Annotated in this window: 15 protein-coding genes; 7 read left to right on the forward strand and 8 right to left on the reverse strand. The window is 68.5% G+C overall.

All coding sequences use genetic code 11. The features are described from left to right. The 7 genes from EII35_RS12030 to EII35_RS12055 form a co-directional block, all read left to right on the forward strand. Nucleotides 1-670: hypothetical protein (locus EII35_RS12030; RefSeq protein WP_221739739.1), on the forward strand; the 670-nt coding region annotated here is incomplete at its 5' end. 531 nt (nt 671-1,201) lie between these two features. Continuing rightward, on the forward strand, nt 1,202-1,465 hold the full coding sequence (locus EII35_RS15985) for a hypothetical protein (protein WP_185744309.1): 264 nt from the start codon (nt 1,202-1,204) through the stop codon (nt 1,463-1,465). Nucleotides 1,466-1,512: 47 nt separating this feature from the next. Continuing rightward, a complete protein-coding gene (locus EII35_RS12035) occupies nt 1,513-1,821 on the forward strand; it encodes a metal-sensitive transcriptional regulator (RefSeq protein WP_312019306.1) in 309 nt (102 codons plus the stop codon). A 22-nt stretch (nt 1,822-1,843) separates the two neighbouring features. Then, nucleotides 1,844-2,053 carry a heavy-metal-associated domain-containing protein gene (locus tag EII35_RS12040; protein ID WP_125228714.1) on the forward strand — a complete coding sequence of 70 codons (210 nt, stop codon included), beginning with the start codon at nt 1,844-1,846 and terminating at the stop codon, nt 2,051-2,053. A 4-nt stretch (nt 2,054-2,057) separates the two neighbouring features. After that, nucleotides 2,058-4,247, forward strand: a complete 2,190-nt coding sequence (locus EII35_RS12045) for a heavy metal translocating P-type ATPase (RefSeq protein WP_395858249.1) — start codon at nt 2,058-2,060, stop codon at nt 4,245-4,247. A gap of 92 nt (nt 4,248-4,339) precedes the next feature. Continuing rightward, the gene (locus EII35_RS12050) at nt 4,340-5,527 is read left to right on the forward strand and encodes a septal ring lytic transglycosylase RlpA family protein (RefSeq protein WP_125228715.1); all 1,188 of its coding nucleotides are present in this window, start codon (nt 4,340-4,342) and stop codon (nt 5,525-5,527) included. A 119-nt stretch (nt 5,528-5,646) separates the two neighbouring features. Next, nucleotides 5,647-6,306 (forward strand): DUF1707 SHOCT-like domain-containing protein, encoded by a 660-nt coding sequence (locus tag EII35_RS12055; protein ID WP_125228716.1) that lies wholly within the window; start codon nt 5,647-5,649, stop codon nt 6,304-6,306. A 4-nt stretch (nt 6,307-6,310) separates the two neighbouring features. Here the strand turns inward: EII35_RS12055 and EII35_RS12060 are convergent, their stop codons facing one another. The 8 genes from EII35_RS12060 to EII35_RS12095 form a co-directional block, all read right to left on the reverse strand. Then, the gene (locus EII35_RS12060) at nt 6,311-7,597 is read right to left on the reverse strand and encodes a glycosyltransferase (protein ID WP_125228717.1); all 1,287 of its coding nucleotides are present in this window, start codon (nt 7,595-7,597) and stop codon (nt 6,311-6,313) included. 89 nt (nt 7,598-7,686) lie between these two features. Beyond that, nucleotides 7,687-9,249 carry a thiol reductant ABC exporter subunit CydC gene (gene cydC / locus EII35_RS12065; RefSeq protein WP_125228718.1) on the reverse strand — a complete coding sequence of 521 codons (1,563 nt, stop codon included), beginning with the start codon at nt 9,247-9,249 and terminating at the stop codon, nt 7,687-7,689. Beyond that, nucleotides 9,246-10,841 carry a thiol reductant ABC exporter subunit CydD gene (cydD, locus tag EII35_RS12070; protein WP_125228719.1) on the reverse strand — a complete coding sequence of 532 codons (1,596 nt, stop codon included), beginning with the start codon at nt 10,839-10,841 and terminating at the stop codon, nt 9,246-9,248. Before cydD ends, cydC begins: the two co-directional genes overlap by 4 nt. Before the next feature lie 27 nt (nt 10,842-10,868). After that, the gene (cydB, locus tag EII35_RS12075; RefSeq protein WP_125228720.1) at nt 10,869-11,939 is read right to left on the reverse strand and encodes a cytochrome d ubiquinol oxidase subunit II; all 1,071 of its coding nucleotides are present in this window, start codon (nt 11,937-11,939) and stop codon (nt 10,869-10,871) included. A gap of 13 nt (nt 11,940-11,952) precedes the next feature. Then, nucleotides 11,953-13,464: a cytochrome ubiquinol oxidase subunit I gene (locus EII35_RS12080; RefSeq protein WP_125228721.1), complete on the reverse strand. Its 1,512-nt coding sequence runs from the start codon at nt 13,462-13,464 to the stop codon at nt 11,953-11,955. 125 nt (nt 13,465-13,589) lie between these two features. After that, nucleotides 13,590-14,546, reverse strand: a complete 957-nt coding sequence (locus tag EII35_RS12085; protein ID WP_125228722.1) for a type IV toxin-antitoxin system AbiEi family antitoxin domain-containing protein — start codon at nt 14,544-14,546, stop codon at nt 13,590-13,592. Nucleotides 14,547-14,705: 159 nt separating this feature from the next. Next, nucleotides 14,706-16,412 (reverse strand): FAD-binding oxidoreductase, encoded by a 1,707-nt coding sequence (locus tag EII35_RS12090; RefSeq protein ID WP_125228723.1) that lies wholly within the window; start codon nt 16,410-16,412, stop codon nt 14,706-14,708. Continuing rightward, the gene (locus EII35_RS12095; RefSeq protein WP_125228724.1) at nt 16,409-17,209 is read right to left on the reverse strand and encodes a lysophospholipid acyltransferase family protein; all 801 of its coding nucleotides are present in this window, start codon (nt 17,207-17,209) and stop codon (nt 16,409-16,411) included. Before EII35_RS12095 ends, EII35_RS12090 begins: the two co-directional genes overlap by 4 nt. Between the last annotated feature and the right edge of the window lie 2 nt (nt 17,210-17,211).

The raw sequence follows: 17,211 nt of genomic DNA on the forward strand, positions 1-17,211 counted from the left end.
GGGAGGTGATGTGATGCGTCGTCGTGTGTTGATGGGTGGCATTGTTGGTGGAGTGATGGCCTTGTCAGTGGGATGTTCTCCTGAGGGAGCCCCTGGCGGTGAGGGGCCGCCTTCGCCGAAGCCGTCTCGGGTATTGATGCCGACGGAGAATGCGGATCATTATGATCTCGTGGTGCCGGAGGGCTGGGAGGTAGTTCGGTGGATTCAGTACGAGAAGGCGTATTTCTATGGGCGGAGGGTTGAGGATGTGAAGCCCCCGGTCGGCGTGGTTATAGAGAACTGGAGTGGTGAGTGGGCGGACGAGTTCACGGATCGGCCGCTTCGGGTGAATGCGTTGAGTTGGGAAGAGGTGTTTGAAACCCAGGTGGATTACTTCTCGAGTTCAGAGTTCTTCGGTTTTGAGGTTTTGCCTGAGCGGACGATCGGTGGGGAGCGAGCTGTCGGGATGAGGGTGCGTGAAGTGATGGAGAAGGTGGGGAAGGAGATTGTCTGGGAGCAGTGGCATGTGTTGCGTCATGATGGGGTGTGGTTGTTTGATCTGTCCTCGGGTGGGGATCGGGACATGGTGAGTGATGATGCCTATGGAATTCTGGATTCGTTCCGTTGGACTGGTCCGGCGCCTTCGCCGATACCTGACCCGCTGCCAGTGCCGACGCCCCGTCAGAGGTGAGGGCTGAGGTGGTTGTTTCCGCCGTTGGTCGAGCCGGGTCCGGAGCCTGCGGAGGGCCCGTGTCGAGACCCAGGGGGGTCCCGCTCGGCTCGAGTTCCAGCATCGTGTGCCAAGGGTCTCGACACGGACGGAGCGCTGGCGCGCCCAGTCCGGCTCGACCAGCGGTGAAGAAGGTCGTGAACAACGCCTTGAGCATGGAGAACTGGGGCGGTGACTGGGTCGGGGAGTTCGTGGACCGCCCGCTTTGAGTCAATGCCTTGAGTTGGGAAGAGGTTTGAAACCCACATGGGGGAGTTCTCGACACGGACCACGCACTGGCGCACCCTGTCCGGTGTGAGCGGCGGAGAAGGAGGGTAACACTTTGAAAACGAAAGGGATTCTGGAATGAGCGGTAACGTGTTGCGGTGTCGGGAGTGCGGGACGCGGGCGCTGTCCTCGGATTTGACCTGTGCGAAATGTCGGGCTGCGCTACCCGAGGTTCCCGGGAGGGTGGTCGACCTGCCTCCCGTGGTGCGAAGTGGGCCACGAGCGTTGCACAGAAACGGGGTTGAACAGAGTGCTCTTCCGCTGGACTCCACGGCTGCTCTGGCCGGCTTCCTGGCCCTCCTGTCGCTGTGGGCTCCCCTGTTCGGGCTGACCCCGGTCGTGGCGGTGGTCGTCGGCGTCAGAGCGGTGAGGAGTGTGGCGAAGTTCGAACTCGGCGGCATGGGCATTGCGGTACTGAGCATCATCATCGGGCTCCTCAAGATCTGGGACGTCCTCACTCTGCTCGTGGCCGCGACGGCCTCTTCGTAGGGTGGCCGGGGTGGCCGCCCCTACCCCTGGGGGGTATAGTGCTCCTCGTGGAGACAGCTGAGGAGTGCTGCGGGGTCGAGCACGGGTACACGGCCGCCAAGGAGGCCTACCTGCGCCGGATGAAACTCATCGAGGGGCAGGCGCGTGGTATTGCCCGGATGATCGAGCAGGACGAGTACTGCATCGACATCCTCACCCAGGTCTCAGCAGTCAACAGCGCCCTGAAATCGGTGGCCATGGCCCTGCTCAAGGACCACCTCGAGCACTGCGTGGCCGCCGCCGCCCGTGAGGGCGGGGACGCGGCACAGCAGAAGTTCGATGAGGCCATGACCGCCATCTCCCGGCTCACCCGTTGAAACACCAACCCCAGGAGGACACATGCAGACCACCTACATCGTCAGCGGAATGACCTGCGGCAACTGCGCCAAGCACGTCACCGAGGAACTCCAGGAGATCGACGGCGTCACCGGCGTCCAGGTCGACTGGGAGAGCGGACGCACCCTCGTCGAGTCCCACGACCGCATCCCCTTCGACGCCGTCATCGCTGCGGTCGCCGAGGCGGGCGGGTACACCGTCGTCGAGGCCTGAGCCCTTGCCCGAGGACACCCGCCGACCCGGTGAGCGCCTGACCGAGATCAGCCTCGACCTCCAGGGCATGACCTGCGCCGCCTGCGCCAACCGGATCGAGAAGAAACTCAACAAGGTCGAGGGAGTCAGCGCCACCGTCAACTACGCGACGGAGCGCGCGCAGATCCTCGCCCCACGCGGCACCACCGCCGACGACCTCGTCAAGGTGGTCGAGGCCGCCGGGTACGGGGCCAGCCCCGCCGCCGTCGAGCCCAGGGAGGAACGCGCCGAGACCCTCCTGCCGCGGGTCCGGCTCGCCTTCGGTCTCGCGGTCCCCGTCATCGCCGTGTCGATGATCCCCGCCTGGCAGTTCCCGGGCTGGCAGTGGGTGGCCCTGGTCCTCACAGCCGTCGTCGTGCTCTGGTGTGGGCGCAGCTTCCATGCCGCCACCTGGCGCAACCTTCGCCACGGCACCACGACGATGGACACCCTGGTCAGCCTCGGCACCCTCGTCGCCCTCGGCTGGTCGATCATTGCGATGCTGTTCGGGCATGCCGGCGTCATCGGGATGCGGCACGAGTTCAGCATCACCCTCGGCCACTCCGACCCGCTCGGCAACATCTACCTCGAAGCCGCCGCAGGGATCATCGCCTTCCTGCTCCTCGGCCGCTGGATCGAGGCCCGGTCCAAGCGGGAGGCCGGCTCGGCCGTCCGGGCACTCATGGAGGTCGCCGCCAAGGAGGCGGTGGTGCTGCGCGACGACGTCGAGACCACCGTTGCGGCCGACCGGCTCCGGGTCGGCGACGTCGTCGTCGTCCGCCCCGGCGAGAAGGTCTCCGCGGACGGCGAGGTCATCGACGGGCAGTCCGCCGTCGACGCCTCCATCATCACCGGCGAGTCGCTGCCCGTCGAGGTGGGAGTCGGATCCCTGGTCGTCGGTGGCTCCGTCAACACCACCGGGCGGCTGCTCGTCCGCGCGACGGCGGTCGGTTCGGCGACGCAGATCGCCCAGATCGCGCGACTCGTCGAGGAGGCGCAGACCGGCAAGGCGGAGGCGCAGCGCCTCGCCGACCGGATCACCGAGTTCTTCGTCCCCGGGGTGCTGGCCCTCGCCGCGCTCACCTGCATCGTCCACCTGCTGCTCGGCGCAGGGTTCACCTTCGCCCTCACCGCTGCCATCTCGGTCCTCATCATCGCCTGCCCCTGCGCGCTCGGTCTCGCCACCCCCTCCGCCCTCCTCGTCGGCACCGGGCGCGGTGCCGAGCTCGGCATCGTCATCCGGGGGGCCCAGGCCCTCGAGAAGGCCCGCGCCGTCAACGTCGTGGTCCTCGACAAGACCGGCACCCTCACCACGGGAGTGATGTCCGTGCTGGCGGTCGAACCGAGTCCCGGAGGCAGCCGCGACGACCTGCTCGGGCTCGCCGCGGCCGTCGAGGCGGGATCGGAGCACCCGATCGCCCGCGCCATCGTCGCCGCCGCCCCGACTCCGCGGCCAGCCGCCGGTTTCGAGGCCCTGCCGGGGCGCGGCGTTGTCGCCACCGTCGACGGGGTGACGGTCCACGCCGGATCCCGTCGCCTCCTCGCCGAGCTGGGCATCCCGGCGCCGGAACGATCCGGCCCGCTGGGCAGCGAGGTGTTCGTCGTCGCCGACCAGGAACTGCTCGGCCGCATCGTCGTCGGCGACAGCCTCAAGCCGGGCGCCCGGGAGGCAGTGGCCGATCTCAGGGCCCTCGGCCTGGAGCCGGTCCTCCTCACCGGCGATGCCACCGAGGTGGCCGAGGAGGTTGCGGCATCCGTCGGTATCCGAACGGTTCACGCCGAGGTGCTGCCCGAGGGCAAGGTCTCGGTCATCCGCGACCTGCAGGGGCGTGGGTCCCGGGTGGCGATGGTCGGCGACGGTGTCAACGACGCCGCTGCACTGGCGGTCTCCGACCTCGGCATCGCCATGGGGGCCGGGGCCGATGCGGCCGCTGCTGCCAGCGACCTCACCCTCATGCGCGACGATCTCCACGGCGTCGTCGCTGCGGTGCGGTTGTCGCGGGCCACGGACCGGACCATCCGCGGCAACCTCATGTGGGCCTTCGCCTACAACGTGGCCGCGCTGCCGATCGCGGCCCTCGGCTGGCTCACCCCCATGATCGCGGGTGCGGCGATGGCCTGCTCCAGCGTCTTCGTCGTGCTCAACTCGCTGCGGCTACGGACCTTCAACGGCTGAGAGATTCTCAGACTTTGTTTGGCTTTGGCTCAGGCTTCCTTTAAGATGCTTCAGTCGGGCACACCCGGCGAGAGTTCGACCAGGAGTCGTTGATGGCCAAGAAACACATCTGGATCCCCGCCGCCGCAGGAGGACTCGCGCTGACCCTCGTGGGAGGCGCGTCCTTGGCGAGCGCCATGCACAAGAATGACGTGTCCCTCGTCGTCGACGGGGTGGTCACGGAACTGTCGGTGCGTGAGGACAGCGTCGGCGAGGTGCTGGACCTGCAGGGAATCACCGTCGGCGAACACGACGTCGTCCTGCCTGCCGTCGACTCCGAGGTCACCGACGGGATGGAGATCAGCGTCCTCTACGGTCGGGAACTCAATCTCACCGTCGATGGCGAGCAGCGCACCGTCTGGACCACTGCCCGCACCGTCGAGGAGGCGCTCGCCTTCCTCGGCATGAACCAGCCCGATTCGAAGCTGTCCGCATCCCGCTCCGACGCGATCGGTCGCGAGGGGCTCGACCTCGAGATCACCACCGCCAAGAACGTCACCCTCACCCACCAGGGGCAGGCCAGCCAGCACAAGCTCGCCGGAACCGTCGCTGACGTCCTCGGCGAGGCCGGAGTCACCCCCGACGAGGACGACATCGTGACCCCTGCCGCCGACACCGTCCTCACTGAGGGCCTGGAGATCAGCGTCGTCGTGGTGACGCAGTCCACCTCCACCAAGGAGGTTGAGATCCCCTTCGAGAAGGCCGAGGAGGAGAGCGCCGACCTCGCAAAGGGCAAGAAGAAGGTCAAGACCAAGGGTGCCAATGGCGTCAAGGTGGAGACCTACCTCGAGGTCTACCACGACGGCGTGCTGCAGAACTCCACCCTCCAGGGCGAGGAGATCACCAAGGAGCCGGTCAAGGAGGTCACCCTCATCGGCACCAAGGAGGAGAAGCAGGAGAAGAAGGCTGAGGAGCCGGCGCCGTCGAACCCGGGCGACGAGTCGTCGGATCTCACCCCCGCCAGCGGCAACACCTGCAAGGCCTCCTACTACTGGCAGCCGCAGATGACCGCGAGCGGCGAGCAGTTCAATCCCAACGACCTCACCGCCGCCCACAAGACCCTCAAGCTCGGTACCCGCGTCAAGGTGACGAACCCGTCCAACGGCAAGTCCGTCATCGTGCGGATCAACGACCGCGGCCCCTACATCGCCGGACGCTGCCTGGATCTGTCCAAGGCGGCCATGGAGACCATCGGCGGTACGGCTGCCGGGGTCATCACGGTGAACTGGGAAACCGTCTGATCCTCGCCCGAAGCCACACGACGGGCCGGCCCCTCGACGGGGGTCGGCCCGTTCGCCGTTCAGCCGCCAGCGAAGGGGCGCGCAGTGGACGCGTGGGCCGAGCGCTACGCTGGGTACCCATGGAGGACGGGCACATCCGGATCGGGGACAACGAGCGGGATGAGGCCGTCCGGCGACTCCAGGAGTTCCACGTCGAGGGGCGGCTCACCGTCGAGGAACTCGAGCAGCGCGTCCAGGCGGTCCTGGAGGCGAGGACCGGCAATGACCTTGAGCGGCTCTTCGACGACCTGCCGGGCGGTACGTCGTGGCGGCAGCCGTTGCCGGAGGTGGTGCTGCCGGAGACCCGGTGGCACGGATCGCCGGATTCGCCCGGCTCCCCGGACTCCCCCCACCGCCACGACCGTCACGATCCGGCGCTGAGGCACCACGCCCCCCGGCCCGCACGGAGGAGGGGCAGTGGCCTCGAATGGGTGCTGCCCACGGCGTTCGTGCTGTTCGTCATGTTCAGTCCGTTGCGAGGGCGGGCCTTCATCATCATTCCCGCCATCCTGCTGCTGATGGCGCTGGTTCCGCGGGTGGTGCGCGCCCTGCGTCCCCAAGCCGCCACTCCCACCGTCGGCCCCCGGCAGATCACCCTCCAGGAGCGCGACGAGGTGATGCGGGCCCTGACCGCCGGGAGAACCATGCAGGCCATCAAGCTCTACCGGCAGTACTCCGGAGCGGACCTGTACACCGCCAAGATGACCATCGAGGCCTGGCGACGCGGCCTGCCCGGGTGAGATGTCAGCGGGTGAGGACGGGAGCCCGCTCCGCGACCAGCCCGTACAGCCGCAGCATCTCCTGCGCCTGCGAGTCGATGCTCCACTGACCGGCCAGCCGCTTCGACGTCGCCGAGGCGCGGGCACGCCAGCGGGCGTCGGGCAGCCGATTGATGACCCGCATGAGCGCGGCGGCGAGGGAGGCCGGGGTCGGTCGGGCCAGTTCACCGTTCACCCCCGGCTCCAGCACGAGCTGCAGCCCCGGGTCGACGGAGACGATCGGCAGCCCGGCCAGCGCCGCCTCGTGGAGGACCAGGGCCTGGGTGTCGGTCTGGCTGGGGAAGGCGAACACGTCGGCCAGTTGGTAGAAGGCGCCGAGGGCGTCGCGTTTCTGCTCGCCGGGGAGGATGATGTGGCCGCGGTCGCGACCGGCGGCGAGCACCTTCTTGATCCGGGGGTAACGCTGCCAGTCGCCGACCACCATGAGCCGCGCGTCGGGACGCTGCGCCACGACCATCTCGAAGGCCTCGACGAGCAGCGGCAGCCCCTTCTCGGGGGCGATCCGGCCCGCGTAGAGGACGAGCGGGCCGGGAGGGCGCTCCATCGGCGGCGGCCCCTCGGGAAGCGGGTCGACGCCGTTCGGGACCACCATGATGTTCGCGTCGGGGGCGAGTTCGCGGCAGCGGGATGCGGTCTTGGGTGAGGGGGTGGTCACGAGGTAGGAGCTGTCCAGCATCTTCTTGCACAGCCCGAGCAGGGTGGCGGTGGAGCGGCCCCGGTCCTCGAAGCGGACGGCTGCCTCCCGGAGATCCTCGACGTCGACGACCTCGCCGTGGGTGATGCGGGCGAAGGCCTGCACGACGCCGCGCAGGAGCGGCAGCACGGCCGAGTAGTGGTCGGCGTAGGCGTCGAAGTCGGTGTGCCAGGTCATCAGCAGCGGCTTGCGGAGACGACGCGCTGCCCACACGCCGAGGGCGCCGACGGTGCCGAGCCCGTGGACGTGGAGGACGTCGGGGTCGAGGTCGCGGATCTTCTCGATGGTCCGCTCGAACCGGGCGCCGCTCGCTACCCGGGTGGGCATGTTCGGCACCCGCACGGAGGGGAGCCGGATCTCGACGCGGCCCTCCCGGCCCAGGTGGGGGTTGGGTCCCTTCGCCTTGGGGGCGACGACCACGACCTCGTGGCCGGCGTCGAGGAGATTCCCCTCGAGCTGCTGGACGGCGAACATGAGGCCGTTGCTACCGGGTCCGTAGTTGTCGGTGAACTGGGCCACCTTCAGGCGCCGCGACCCACACGGCGGTTCATCGATCACGGCGCCACTCTAGCCGACCCCCGGGCCGAACGAGACCCATGTCGCGGTCTGGCGACAACACCCGGGGCAGGGGTCGCGATCGGTGGCGGTCAGCCGAGCCGGAGCTCCCGGTCGCAGGCCGCGACCACCGCCGGGTCGTGGGTGATGACGAGGACCGCGCGGCCCCTCGACGCCCGCCACACGTCCGCCATGAGGGCCTCGGCCGTCGCCTGGTCCAGGTGCTCCGTCGGCTCGTCGAGGATCCACAGGTCACGGTCCGCGACGAGCAGCCTCGCCAGCGCCAGCCGACGCCGCTCGCCCCCGGACAGGGTCGCCCCGTCCTCCCCGACCACACGATCCGGATCCAGCGGCAGGCCAGCGCTCGCCAACGCCGCCGCCACCTCCTCGTCAGAGGCGTCCTTGTTGCCGATCCGCACGTTCTCCGCCACCGACGTCGCAAAGATGTGCGCATCCTGGGCGAGATACCCGACGCGGCCGCCACGCTCCAGCGACCCAGCCAGCGGCGGGATCAGGCCCATCGCCGTCGCCGCCACCGTCGTCTTGCCGATCCCCGAGGCCCCCGTCAGGGCGACGCGGTCGCCCGGGCGGACCTCGAGGGTCAGGTCACGCTGTACCGGCTCGCCGCCCGGCCAGCCCACGCTCACGCGATCGAGCCGCAGCCCCGGGGCGGCCCCGCCGTCGGGCACCACGTCGCCCGTGCCGACGGGATCCGCCTCCAGCACCTCGGCCACCCGCCCCAGAGCCGACCGCGCCCGCGTCCACGTCTGCGCCGCCTGCGTGAAGGTCGCCAGCACCTCGTGCAACGCCAACGGGGTCAACGCCAGCACCGCGAGGAAGGTCGGGTGCAGCTGCCCCGCCGCCACGGCCGGACCGCCGATCGCCAACCCGGCGACCACCGCCACACCCGCCGCGACGACCTGCACCGCCGCCGCGACGCCACGCACCCATGCCCCCCGCGCCTCCTGCTCCCGCAGTTCGGTGTCGATGGTCAGCAGTCGCTCCAACGCTGGTGCCTCCGCGCCATAGGCCGCGAGATCAGGGGCTGTGCGGGCCAGCTCCCGGACCGCATCCGACAGCCGCCCTCGTGTCGGAACCGCCGCCTCATCAACCCGCAACGACGCACGCTGCGCCAACCATGGCACCAGCAATCCGGCCACCAACGCCGTCGCCAACAGCACCGCCCCGGCCCCGGGGGAGATCACCGCGACCCCCACCGACGCGGCCGTCACCACCAGCAGCGCCGAGGAGAACGGGATCAGCACCCGCACCAGGACGTCCGTCACCGCCTCCGTGTCCGCCATCACCCGGGTCAGCAGATCGCCGCGCCGAGCCCCGATGAGGGTCGTCCGGGACAGCGCGTCGTAGGTGCGGACCCGGAGCGCCGACTGCATCCTCAGCGCCACGTCGTGCCCCACCAGCCGCTCCACGTAACGGAACACACCACGTGAGATCGCGAACGTCCGCACCCCGACAGCGGGGGCCTGCAGATACAGCACCGGGGGCATCAGCGCCGCGAAACTGATGAGCCACGCCGACAACCCCATGAGCGCCACCGAGGAGAACGAGGCGAGGAACGCCAACAGGATGGCCAGGGCCAGCCGGCCTCGCCCCTTCGGCACCTCCGCCAGCAGCGTCGTCAACAAGCCCTTCACAGCGTCACCACCTCATCCGCAGCTGCCATCACCGCGGGACGGTGCGTCACCACGAGTGCGCCCGCACCCGAGGCCCGCACCGCACGCACCACCGCGGCCTCCGTCTCCGCGTCCAGCCCCGCCGTCGGCTCGTCGAGCACCAGCAGCCGGGCCCCCTCGTGACGGATCCGCAGCAGCGCCCGGGCCAGCGCCACCCGTCGCCGCTCCCCGGCCGACAGGCCCTCGCCGTCGTCGCCGACCCCCTTCGACGCGGGGAAGTCCGCCCCCGCCTCCCGCAGGGCCTGCGCCACCTGTTGGTCGCTCGCCCCGGGGGACCCCAATCGAACGTTGTCGCCGACGGTACCTGCCACCATGCCGGGGGTCTGCGCCACCCACGCCAACCGACGACGCCACGCCGCCGGATCCAACTCCGCCAGATCCACACCGTCGACCAGCACCCGGCCCGAGGCGGGGGTCTGGAACCCCAGCACCAGGGTCAACGCCGTCGACTTCCCGCACCCCGACGGCCCCGTCAACGCGACGACCCGCCCCTCCGGGACGTCGAGGTCCAGGCCGGTGACGGTGGGGGCCGCCGCCCCCGGCCAGGTGAACCCGACCCCCTCCAGCCGCAGCGAACTCCCCGGCGGCAGCTCCCGCGACGGGGCGGGGGCGTCGTCGCCGATGAGGTCGAGGGCCGCCTTCGCGGCGGCCACCCCGTCGGCGGAGTCGTGGAAGTGCACCCCGACCTGCCGCACCGGCAGGAAGGCCTCCGGCGCGAGGATGAGGATGAACAACGCCATGACGAAGGGCATCTCCCCGAAGGCCAGCCGGAACCCCACCGTCACCGCAACGACCGCCACCGACAAGGACGCCAGCAGCTCCAACGCGAACGAGGACAGGAACGAGACGTAGAGCACCTTCATCGTCTCGGAGCGGTACTGCCCCTCCGTCAGCTCCACCCCCTTGCGCTGCGCCCGCGCCCGCGCGAAGGCCTGCAACGTCGGCAGGCCCTGGATGAGATCCGCGAAGTGATTCGCCAGCTTGTCGGCGCGGGCGAAGCTGCGACGGGTGGCCGCCTGCGTCGTCCAGCCGATGAGGGCCATGAACACCGGGATCAACGGCAGCGTGAACGCGACGATCAACGCGCTCGGCCAGTCCGCCAGCAGGATCACCCCGCCGACAAGGAACGGCACCGTCATCGCGAGCCCCAGCTGCGGCAGGTACTTCGAGAAGTAGCCGTCCAACGCGTCGAGCCCCGTCGTGACGATTCGCACCAGGCTCGCCGAGGAAGCCGTCGGGCGTCGCAGGTGCGCGGTGAGGACGTCACGACGCAGCTGCGACTTCACCGCCGCGGCTGACCGATGGGCCAGCACGGAACTCACCCAAGCCAACAGCCCCCGCGCCACGAAGACCGCCGCCAGCAGCCCCAACGTCAGGCCCCAGTCCGGGGGAAGAGCCAGGAGACGGAAGACGATCGCGATGAGGTTCGCCAGCAGCCATGCCTGGCCGATCACCAACACCGCCGTCACGACGCCAACAACAACCGAGGCGACCAGGTGGTTCCTGGTCGCCCCGGCACGTTTCAGAAGTCTCGGCTCCACCGGTCCTGCCATGGTGTCAGGCTACCGGCTGGTGAAAACTCAGTACACGATCCCATCCGGGATGTTCTTGCGGCTCACGCGGCGGCTGAACACCCAGTAGCTCCAGGCCTGGTAGGCCAGGACGATCGGCAGGAAGATCACGGTGAACCACGTCATGAGGGTCAAGGTGGTCTCCGAGGCCGCCGCCGTGAGGATGTTGAGCCGGGCGTCCGGGGCCACCTTGGTGTCCTGGACGAAGCCGAGGTTGCCGTACATCCGTAGGAAGATGCCCGCGATGAGCGTGACAACGGAGATCCCGCCGAGGATGAAGCCCCAGCCCTCCCGTGACCTGTGCCCCGTCATGTACACCGACGCGCCGAGGGACACGACGGCGATGACCGCAAGCAGCACGCCGACGACCGTGAAGTCGCCGAACTCGCTCCGGGCAGGGTGGAAGATCTGCTGTGCGCCGACGAACAGGGCCATGAGAGCCACAGCCGTCCACCCGACCCGGCGCACCAGCTGCTCGGCGCGCTCCTGGATCTCGCCACGGGTCTTCAACCCGACGAAGGTGGCGCCGTGGACGATGAACAGGACGATGAACAGGACCCCGCCCAGCAGGGCGAACGGGCCGAACAGGCCGAAGAAGTTGCCGTTCCAGAGCTTGTTGTCGTTGGCCAGCCCGATGACGAAGTTCGCGAAACCCACCCCCAGCACGAGCGACGGCAGGAAGGAGCCGATGATGGCGAACCAGTCGAACATGTTGCGCCACTTCAGGTCGGGGCTCTTCGAGCGGTACTCGAAGGCCACGCCACGCAGGATCAGACCCACGAGGATCAGCAGCAGCGGCAGGTACAGGCCCGAGAACAGGGAGGCGTACCACCCCGGGAAGGCAGCGAAGGTCGCCCCGCCCGCCGTCAGCAACCACACCTCGTTGCCGTCCCACGTCGGGCCGATCGTGTTGACCATGACGCGACGCTCCTTGTCGTCGCGCCCCAGGATGGGAAGCAGCATGGCCACACCGAAGTCGAAGCCCTCCAGGAAGAAGAAGCCGATCCACAGCACGGCGATGAGCACGAACCAGATGGTGTTCAGAAGCGGAACACTCGTCAGGGTCTCGAGAAGAAACATGTGAGCAACCACCTCAGTAAGCGAACGACATCGGGGCGTCGGGATCGGAGGTCACCTTCGGTTCCTTGACGTCGGGCAGACCCTTGACCGTGTAGTGGAGGAACAGCTTGACCTCGATCACCGCGAGCACCCCGTAGAGCACGGTGTAGACGATCAACGAGAACAGCACCTCTGCGGCACTGGCCGTGGGGGAGACGCCGGATGCGGTGGGCAGCACGCCCGCCACCAGCCAGGGCTGGCGGCCCATCTCGGTGAAGATCCAGCCGAAGGAGATCGCGAACAGGGGCATCAGCGGCATCGCCGTCATGAGCGTCGTCCACAGCTTAGACGCCTTCGGGGTACGGCCCCCGCGCAGGGTGAACAGCAGGTAGATGCCGATGAGCAGCCCGGCGCCGCCGAGCCCCATCATGGCGCGGAAGCTCCAGTAGGCGACGTTGACGTCGGGGATCGGGTCGAAGTTCTTGCCCTGGCTCTCCAGCGACTGGACATAGGCCTTGACGTTCTCGGCGTACTGCTCCTGCAGCTTCGTGCGCTCGCCGTTGTAGTTGACGAAGCCCTTCTCCGCGAACTCGGTGCGGATGGTGTCGATGCCCTTGATGTGGGGCACGCCGGCGATGAAGGAGAGCACTCCAGGGATCGGGGCCTTGATCTCGACGACAGCCTCTGTCTGGTCGGCGTTGGGGATGGTGAGCAGCGAGAAGTCAGCGGTGTCCTGGAAGGCGCCCTCGGCCGCGGCCAGCTTGTAGGGCTGCATGACGGTGATGGCCTTCGCCTGGGCGTCGCCGGAGAGGAAGGTCAGGGCGGAGGAGACGATGAGCACCCAGGCGCCGAACTTTGCGGCCCAGCGGTAGGCGAGCACGTCGTCGGCGGAGACCTCGTCGTTGCCGTTCGCCCTGGCCAGGTGCCAGCCAGCGATGCCCGCGACGAGGCCACCCGCGACCATGTAGGAGGCGGTGATGACGTGCGGGAGCGCTGACAGCAGCAGCGGGTTCAGCAGCACCTCGACGAAGCCGCTGACGCCGTCGAGCTCAGCGCGACCCAGCTCCTCGTTGAACTTCGCGCCAACCGGGTTCTGCATCCACGAGTTCGCGGCGAGGATGAACACCGAGGAGATCACGGTGCCGATGCTGGCGGCGTAGATGCACAGCAGGTGGATCTTCTTCGGCAGCTTGTCCCAGCCGAAGATCCACAGTCCGATGAAGGTTGACTCCAGGAAGAAGGCGATCAACGCCTCCAGGGCCAGCGGGGCACCGAAGATGTCACCGACGAAGCGGGAGTACTCGGACCAGTTCATGCCGAACTGGAACTCCTGCACGATGCCGGTGACGACACCGAGGGCGAAGTTGATGAGGAACAGCTTGCCAAAGAACTTGGTCAACCGCAGGAAGCGTTCCTGCCCGGTCCGAACCCAGATCGTCTGCATGACCGCCACGAGCATGGACATGGCGATGGTGATGGGCACGAAGAGAAAGTGGTAGACGGTTGTGACACCGAACTGCCACCGGGCGATAGTCACCGGATCCATGCGCGAAAGCTACTACGGGAAGGCCTTTCACGCAAGATTCGGACGACATGTCTCCACCCGTCGGGCGCACCCACCCAGCGCCCCGCCCCCGCCCCGGAACCGGCGCATTATGTCATTTTAGGTGGTTATCGGTCCGTTTTCCCCAACAATGCATAACTTCTCGGTCCGGCGCAGCGGTAACAGCGTCGAAGAGCGCCGTCCCACCCGCGTTGGCTGAGGGCCAGGGCCACCTCCTCGGCCACGCGACAGGGGTCCCCGACGACGTCGCGCCATCCGTAGCGCAGCGTCGCCCAGCCGAGGGTGAGAACGGTCCGGTTGTCGCGACGCCGATCGCGCGCCTCGTCGTGGAACTCGCGGCCGTCGACCTCGATCACGAGCTGGTGGTCCTCGTAGGTGCCGTCGAAGACCGCGCCGGGCAGCCGCGAGTCCTGGCGGGTGAGGGTGGGCAGCCGGTGCGCGCGTTCGACGAACATCCAGTAGCGCCACTCCAGCAGGCTGTGGACCCCGTTGTCCGCGTGGGACAGGAGATCCTCCACCGGGAGTCTGTGGTGGGCGCGCGTGGCTGCCCTGAAAGCGGCACCCAGGGCCTGCGCCGTCGTGCGACGCGTGCCGAGGGCATGGGTGACTGCGGCCATGAGCTCGTCCTCGGTGGCGTCGAGAGAGTAGTCGACCAGCGTTTCGGGGACCGGGAGGCGACGGGGATGGCCCAGGGAGGGCCTCGATCCCTGGCGGAACTGGATCCGCTGCTCACCGACCCAGAAGTGCCGCCGGACCCGGCCGCGGGGTACCCAGATCGGCACGAGGTGGGGGTCGCGTCGGGTGAGCCCGTGGAGTCGGGCCGCGGCCTCTCCACCCACGACGGCACCGTCGCCTCCCCGGAGGAGTCCGGCCCAGACCGCGGACTCCCAGGTCGGGGTGGTGGTGCAGAAGATGCCCTGACTGAGTCGGCGCCACTCTCCCAGGCACAGTCCACGGATCCGCTCGTAGGTGAGGCCGGCGGCGAGGGCCTGGGTGACGGTGATGACGCCGCCCTGGTCGGCGGCGAGGTCGAGCAGCGGCGTGGGCAGGAAGGGGAGTCTCATGCCCACACTGTGGGCGGAAGGAGCCCACGGTGAGTCACCCCGTCGCCAGGCTGTGGAAAAGTCCCGCAGACGTGCCCGCAGTTATGGATTGTTGGGCGAAACGGACCGATAAACACCTAAAATGACATAAGGCGGGGGGAGTCGGTGGGGGGAGGGGCGTCAGGGGGTGGCGGAGTTGGTCGAGATGCCCGGGCGGCCCTCGTGGACGATCTTGCCCGGGTTCAGGTTGCGGCCGGGGTCGACCCCCTCGAACAGCGTCCGCTGGATGAACACACCCGCCGGTGAGATGTCCTGCTCCATCCACGGCGAGTGCTCCTCGCCGACACCGTGGTGGTGGCTGACCGTGCCGTGGAAGTCCATGAACGACTGCTGGATCACACGTTTGACGTGGTCGTAGCTCGCCATCGCCGTCTCCGAGTCGTCCGCGATCGCGAACGTGAAGTACTGGCACGCCCCCGAGTGGTACGAGTGCGACAGATGGCAGAACACCGTGCCACGCTTGCCGATCTCGGCGAGGGCCTCGTGCACCCGGGCGACGGTGCGGTCGTGGATCTCCGCCGCGTGGCGCCACGGCGTCGTCGTCTCCGACACGTCGCAGACCATGCCGTGATCCAGCATGAAGTCACGCAGATAGGGGGTGTCGTACTTCTTCTGGTCGTACAGGGTGCCGGGCCCCTTCCCGACGCCCATCCCGCCGTTCGCCCGCACGATCTTGCCCACCAGGCCCTTCTCGTACGTGACGTGGTTGGCCGACCCCTCGAACCCGATGAAGCTCATCGCGATCCGCTCCAGGTCCCAGCCCTTCGCCTCCATCAGCTTCGAGATGCCCTTGCTCAGCCAGGACGACAACGTCGAGGACTTCTTGCCGTTGGCCATGATGTACTGCGTCTCCACCGCGTCGGACACCCGCGCCATCATGACGCTCGCATCCGAGGCGACGATCTGCTCGCACGCCTTCAGCCCGTCCTCGTAGGTGGGGAAGAAGTACGCCTGGATCTCCCGGACCTCCGGGATGCGGTGCACGTTCACCCAGGCCGAGGTGATGATGCCCAACCGGCCCTCGGAGCCGATGACCATCTCCCGCACCGACGGCCCCGACGACGTCGACGGCAGCGGACGAAGCGTCAGCACCTGGCCCGGCATCACCATCGTCAGCCCCCGGCAGATGTCCGCGATGTCGCCGTACTTGTCCGACTGCATCCCCGACGACCGCGTCGCGATCCAGCCGCCCAGCGTCGACCACACGAACGAGTCCGGGTGATGCCCCATCGTCCAGCCACGCGCCTGGAGCTGCTCCTCCATGTCGGGGCCGAACACCCCCGCCTGGATGTGTGCCAGCCCCGACTGCTCGTCGATCTCCAGCACCTTGTTGAGCCGCCCCAGGTTCACCGAGACGACCTGCCGCTTTTCGTCCGGCAGCGCCTCCAGGGCCGCGACGATGTTCGAGCCGCCTCCGAACGGGATCACCACGGCATCCGCATCGACCACCGCGTCGACGATCCCCTCGACCTCCGCCTGGGAGCCCGGGTAGACCACCACGTCGGGCAGCCGACCGAAATCACCGGAGCGTACCCGCATCAGGTCACGCACGCCCTTGCCGTAGCCGTGGACGACGCGGGTCTCGTCGTCGGTCTGGACGAAACCGGCCCCGCAGATCGCCTCCAACCGCTCCCGCAGCGCTCCCGTGAGCTGTGACGGCGGGACATCGAGGTCCTCCAGCCGCGGCAGCGGCTTGACGGGGGCGTTGACGTCCACCCCCGTCAGCTTCATCACGAACGGGGCGAACTTGGGCTTGTCGGCGTGGTGGTAGGACAGGCCCTCCTCACCCCAGCCCCACCACTTCTGCTGCTTCACGCCGTCGATCATCGATCCTCCTGTGTGTGGGAGTCCGTCCGGTCCGCTCCGGACAACTCTGTCCTCCTCGCGGCCTCGAGGGCGACGGCGCGCGCGTACTCGTCGAGCGTCCTCGCCCCGTATGCCCGGGCCGTCGTGTCATGCAGTTCCAGCACCTGGCGCCGCATCCGTTCACTGAACTCGTGAGCGATCTCCCCCGGGCGCGGCGTCATGGGTCGGCCGATCACGACGTGCACCGTCGGGCGCCCCTTCGGCAGCCCGCTCTGCGAACTCGGCCACGCCGCATGCGCCCCGATCAGCGCCACCGGCACGGCAGGTACCTTCCGGGAGATGCACAGCGACGCCACTCCGTGCTTGAACGGCCCCATCGCTCCCGTCCGGGACCGGCTGCCCTCCGGGAAGATGAGCAGCGGGATCCCCTCGTCCAGGAGCGCCCCCGACAGACCGCGCACGTTCTGCTTGCGGGAGCCGTCGTCGCGACCCCTGTCGATGGGGTAGCCGTTGAAGAACAGCGTCATGGGGCCGCTCTTCCACCACTTGTCGTACCAGTAGTCCTGGGCGGCCCCGGCCGCGAGGAACTTCGAGATGCGACGGGGCAGTGCCCCGTAGATCAGCGGTGTGTCCAGGTGGGAGGCGTGGTTGGCGAAGACGACGCAGGCACCCTCCAGCCCGTCGAGGTTCGACTGGCCGTGGACGTGGACCTTCAACAGCCGCCACATCGTGGGCTTGAGCAGCAGCATCTGGGCTGCCTGGCGGGCGGTGGCGTTGAAGTTCGACGAGTACTTGCGGTGCCGCTTGGGCGAGGCCATGC

This window comes from Arachnia propionica, from assembly GCF_003932785.1.
GTDB lineage: Bacteria > Actinomycetota > Actinomycetes > Propionibacteriales > Propionibacteriaceae > Arachnia > Arachnia propionica_B.

Bases quoted from the DNA above. Each gene is read 5' to 3' on its own strand.
- EII35_RS12040 (WP_125228714.1), top strand. From the start codon at position 1,844: ATGCAGACCACCTACATCGTCAGCGGAATGACCTGCGGCAACTGCGCC.
- EII35_RS12050 (WP_125228715.1), top strand. From the start codon at position 4,340: ATGGCCAAGAAACACATCTGGATCCCCGCCGCCGCAGGAGGACTCGCG.
- EII35_RS12055 (WP_125228716.1), top strand. From the start codon at position 5,647: ATGGAGGACGGGCACATCCGGATCGGGGACAACGAGCGGGATGAGGCC.
- cydD (WP_125228719.1), bottom strand. From the start codon at position 10,841: ATGGCAGGACCGGTGGAGCCGAGACTTCTGAAACGTGCCGGGGCGACC.
- cydB (WP_125228720.1), bottom strand. From the start codon at position 11,939: ATGTTTCTTCTCGAGACCCTGACGAGTGTTCCGCTTCTGAACACCATC.
- EII35_RS12080 (WP_125228721.1), bottom strand. From the start codon at position 13,464: ATGGATCCGGTGACTATCGCCCGGTGGCAGTTCGGTGTCACAACCGTC.
- EII35_RS12085 (WP_125228722.1), bottom strand. From the start codon at position 14,546: ATGAGACTCCCCTTCCTGCCCACGCCGCTGCTCGACCTCGCCGCCGAC.
- EII35_RS12090 (WP_125228723.1), bottom strand. From the start codon at position 16,412: ATGATCGACGGCGTGAAGCAGCAGAAGTGGTGGGGCTGGGGTGAGGAG.
- EII35_RS12095 (WP_125228724.1), bottom strand. From the start codon at position 17,209: ATGGCCTCGCCCAAGCGGCACCGCAAGTACTCGTCGAACTTCAACGCC.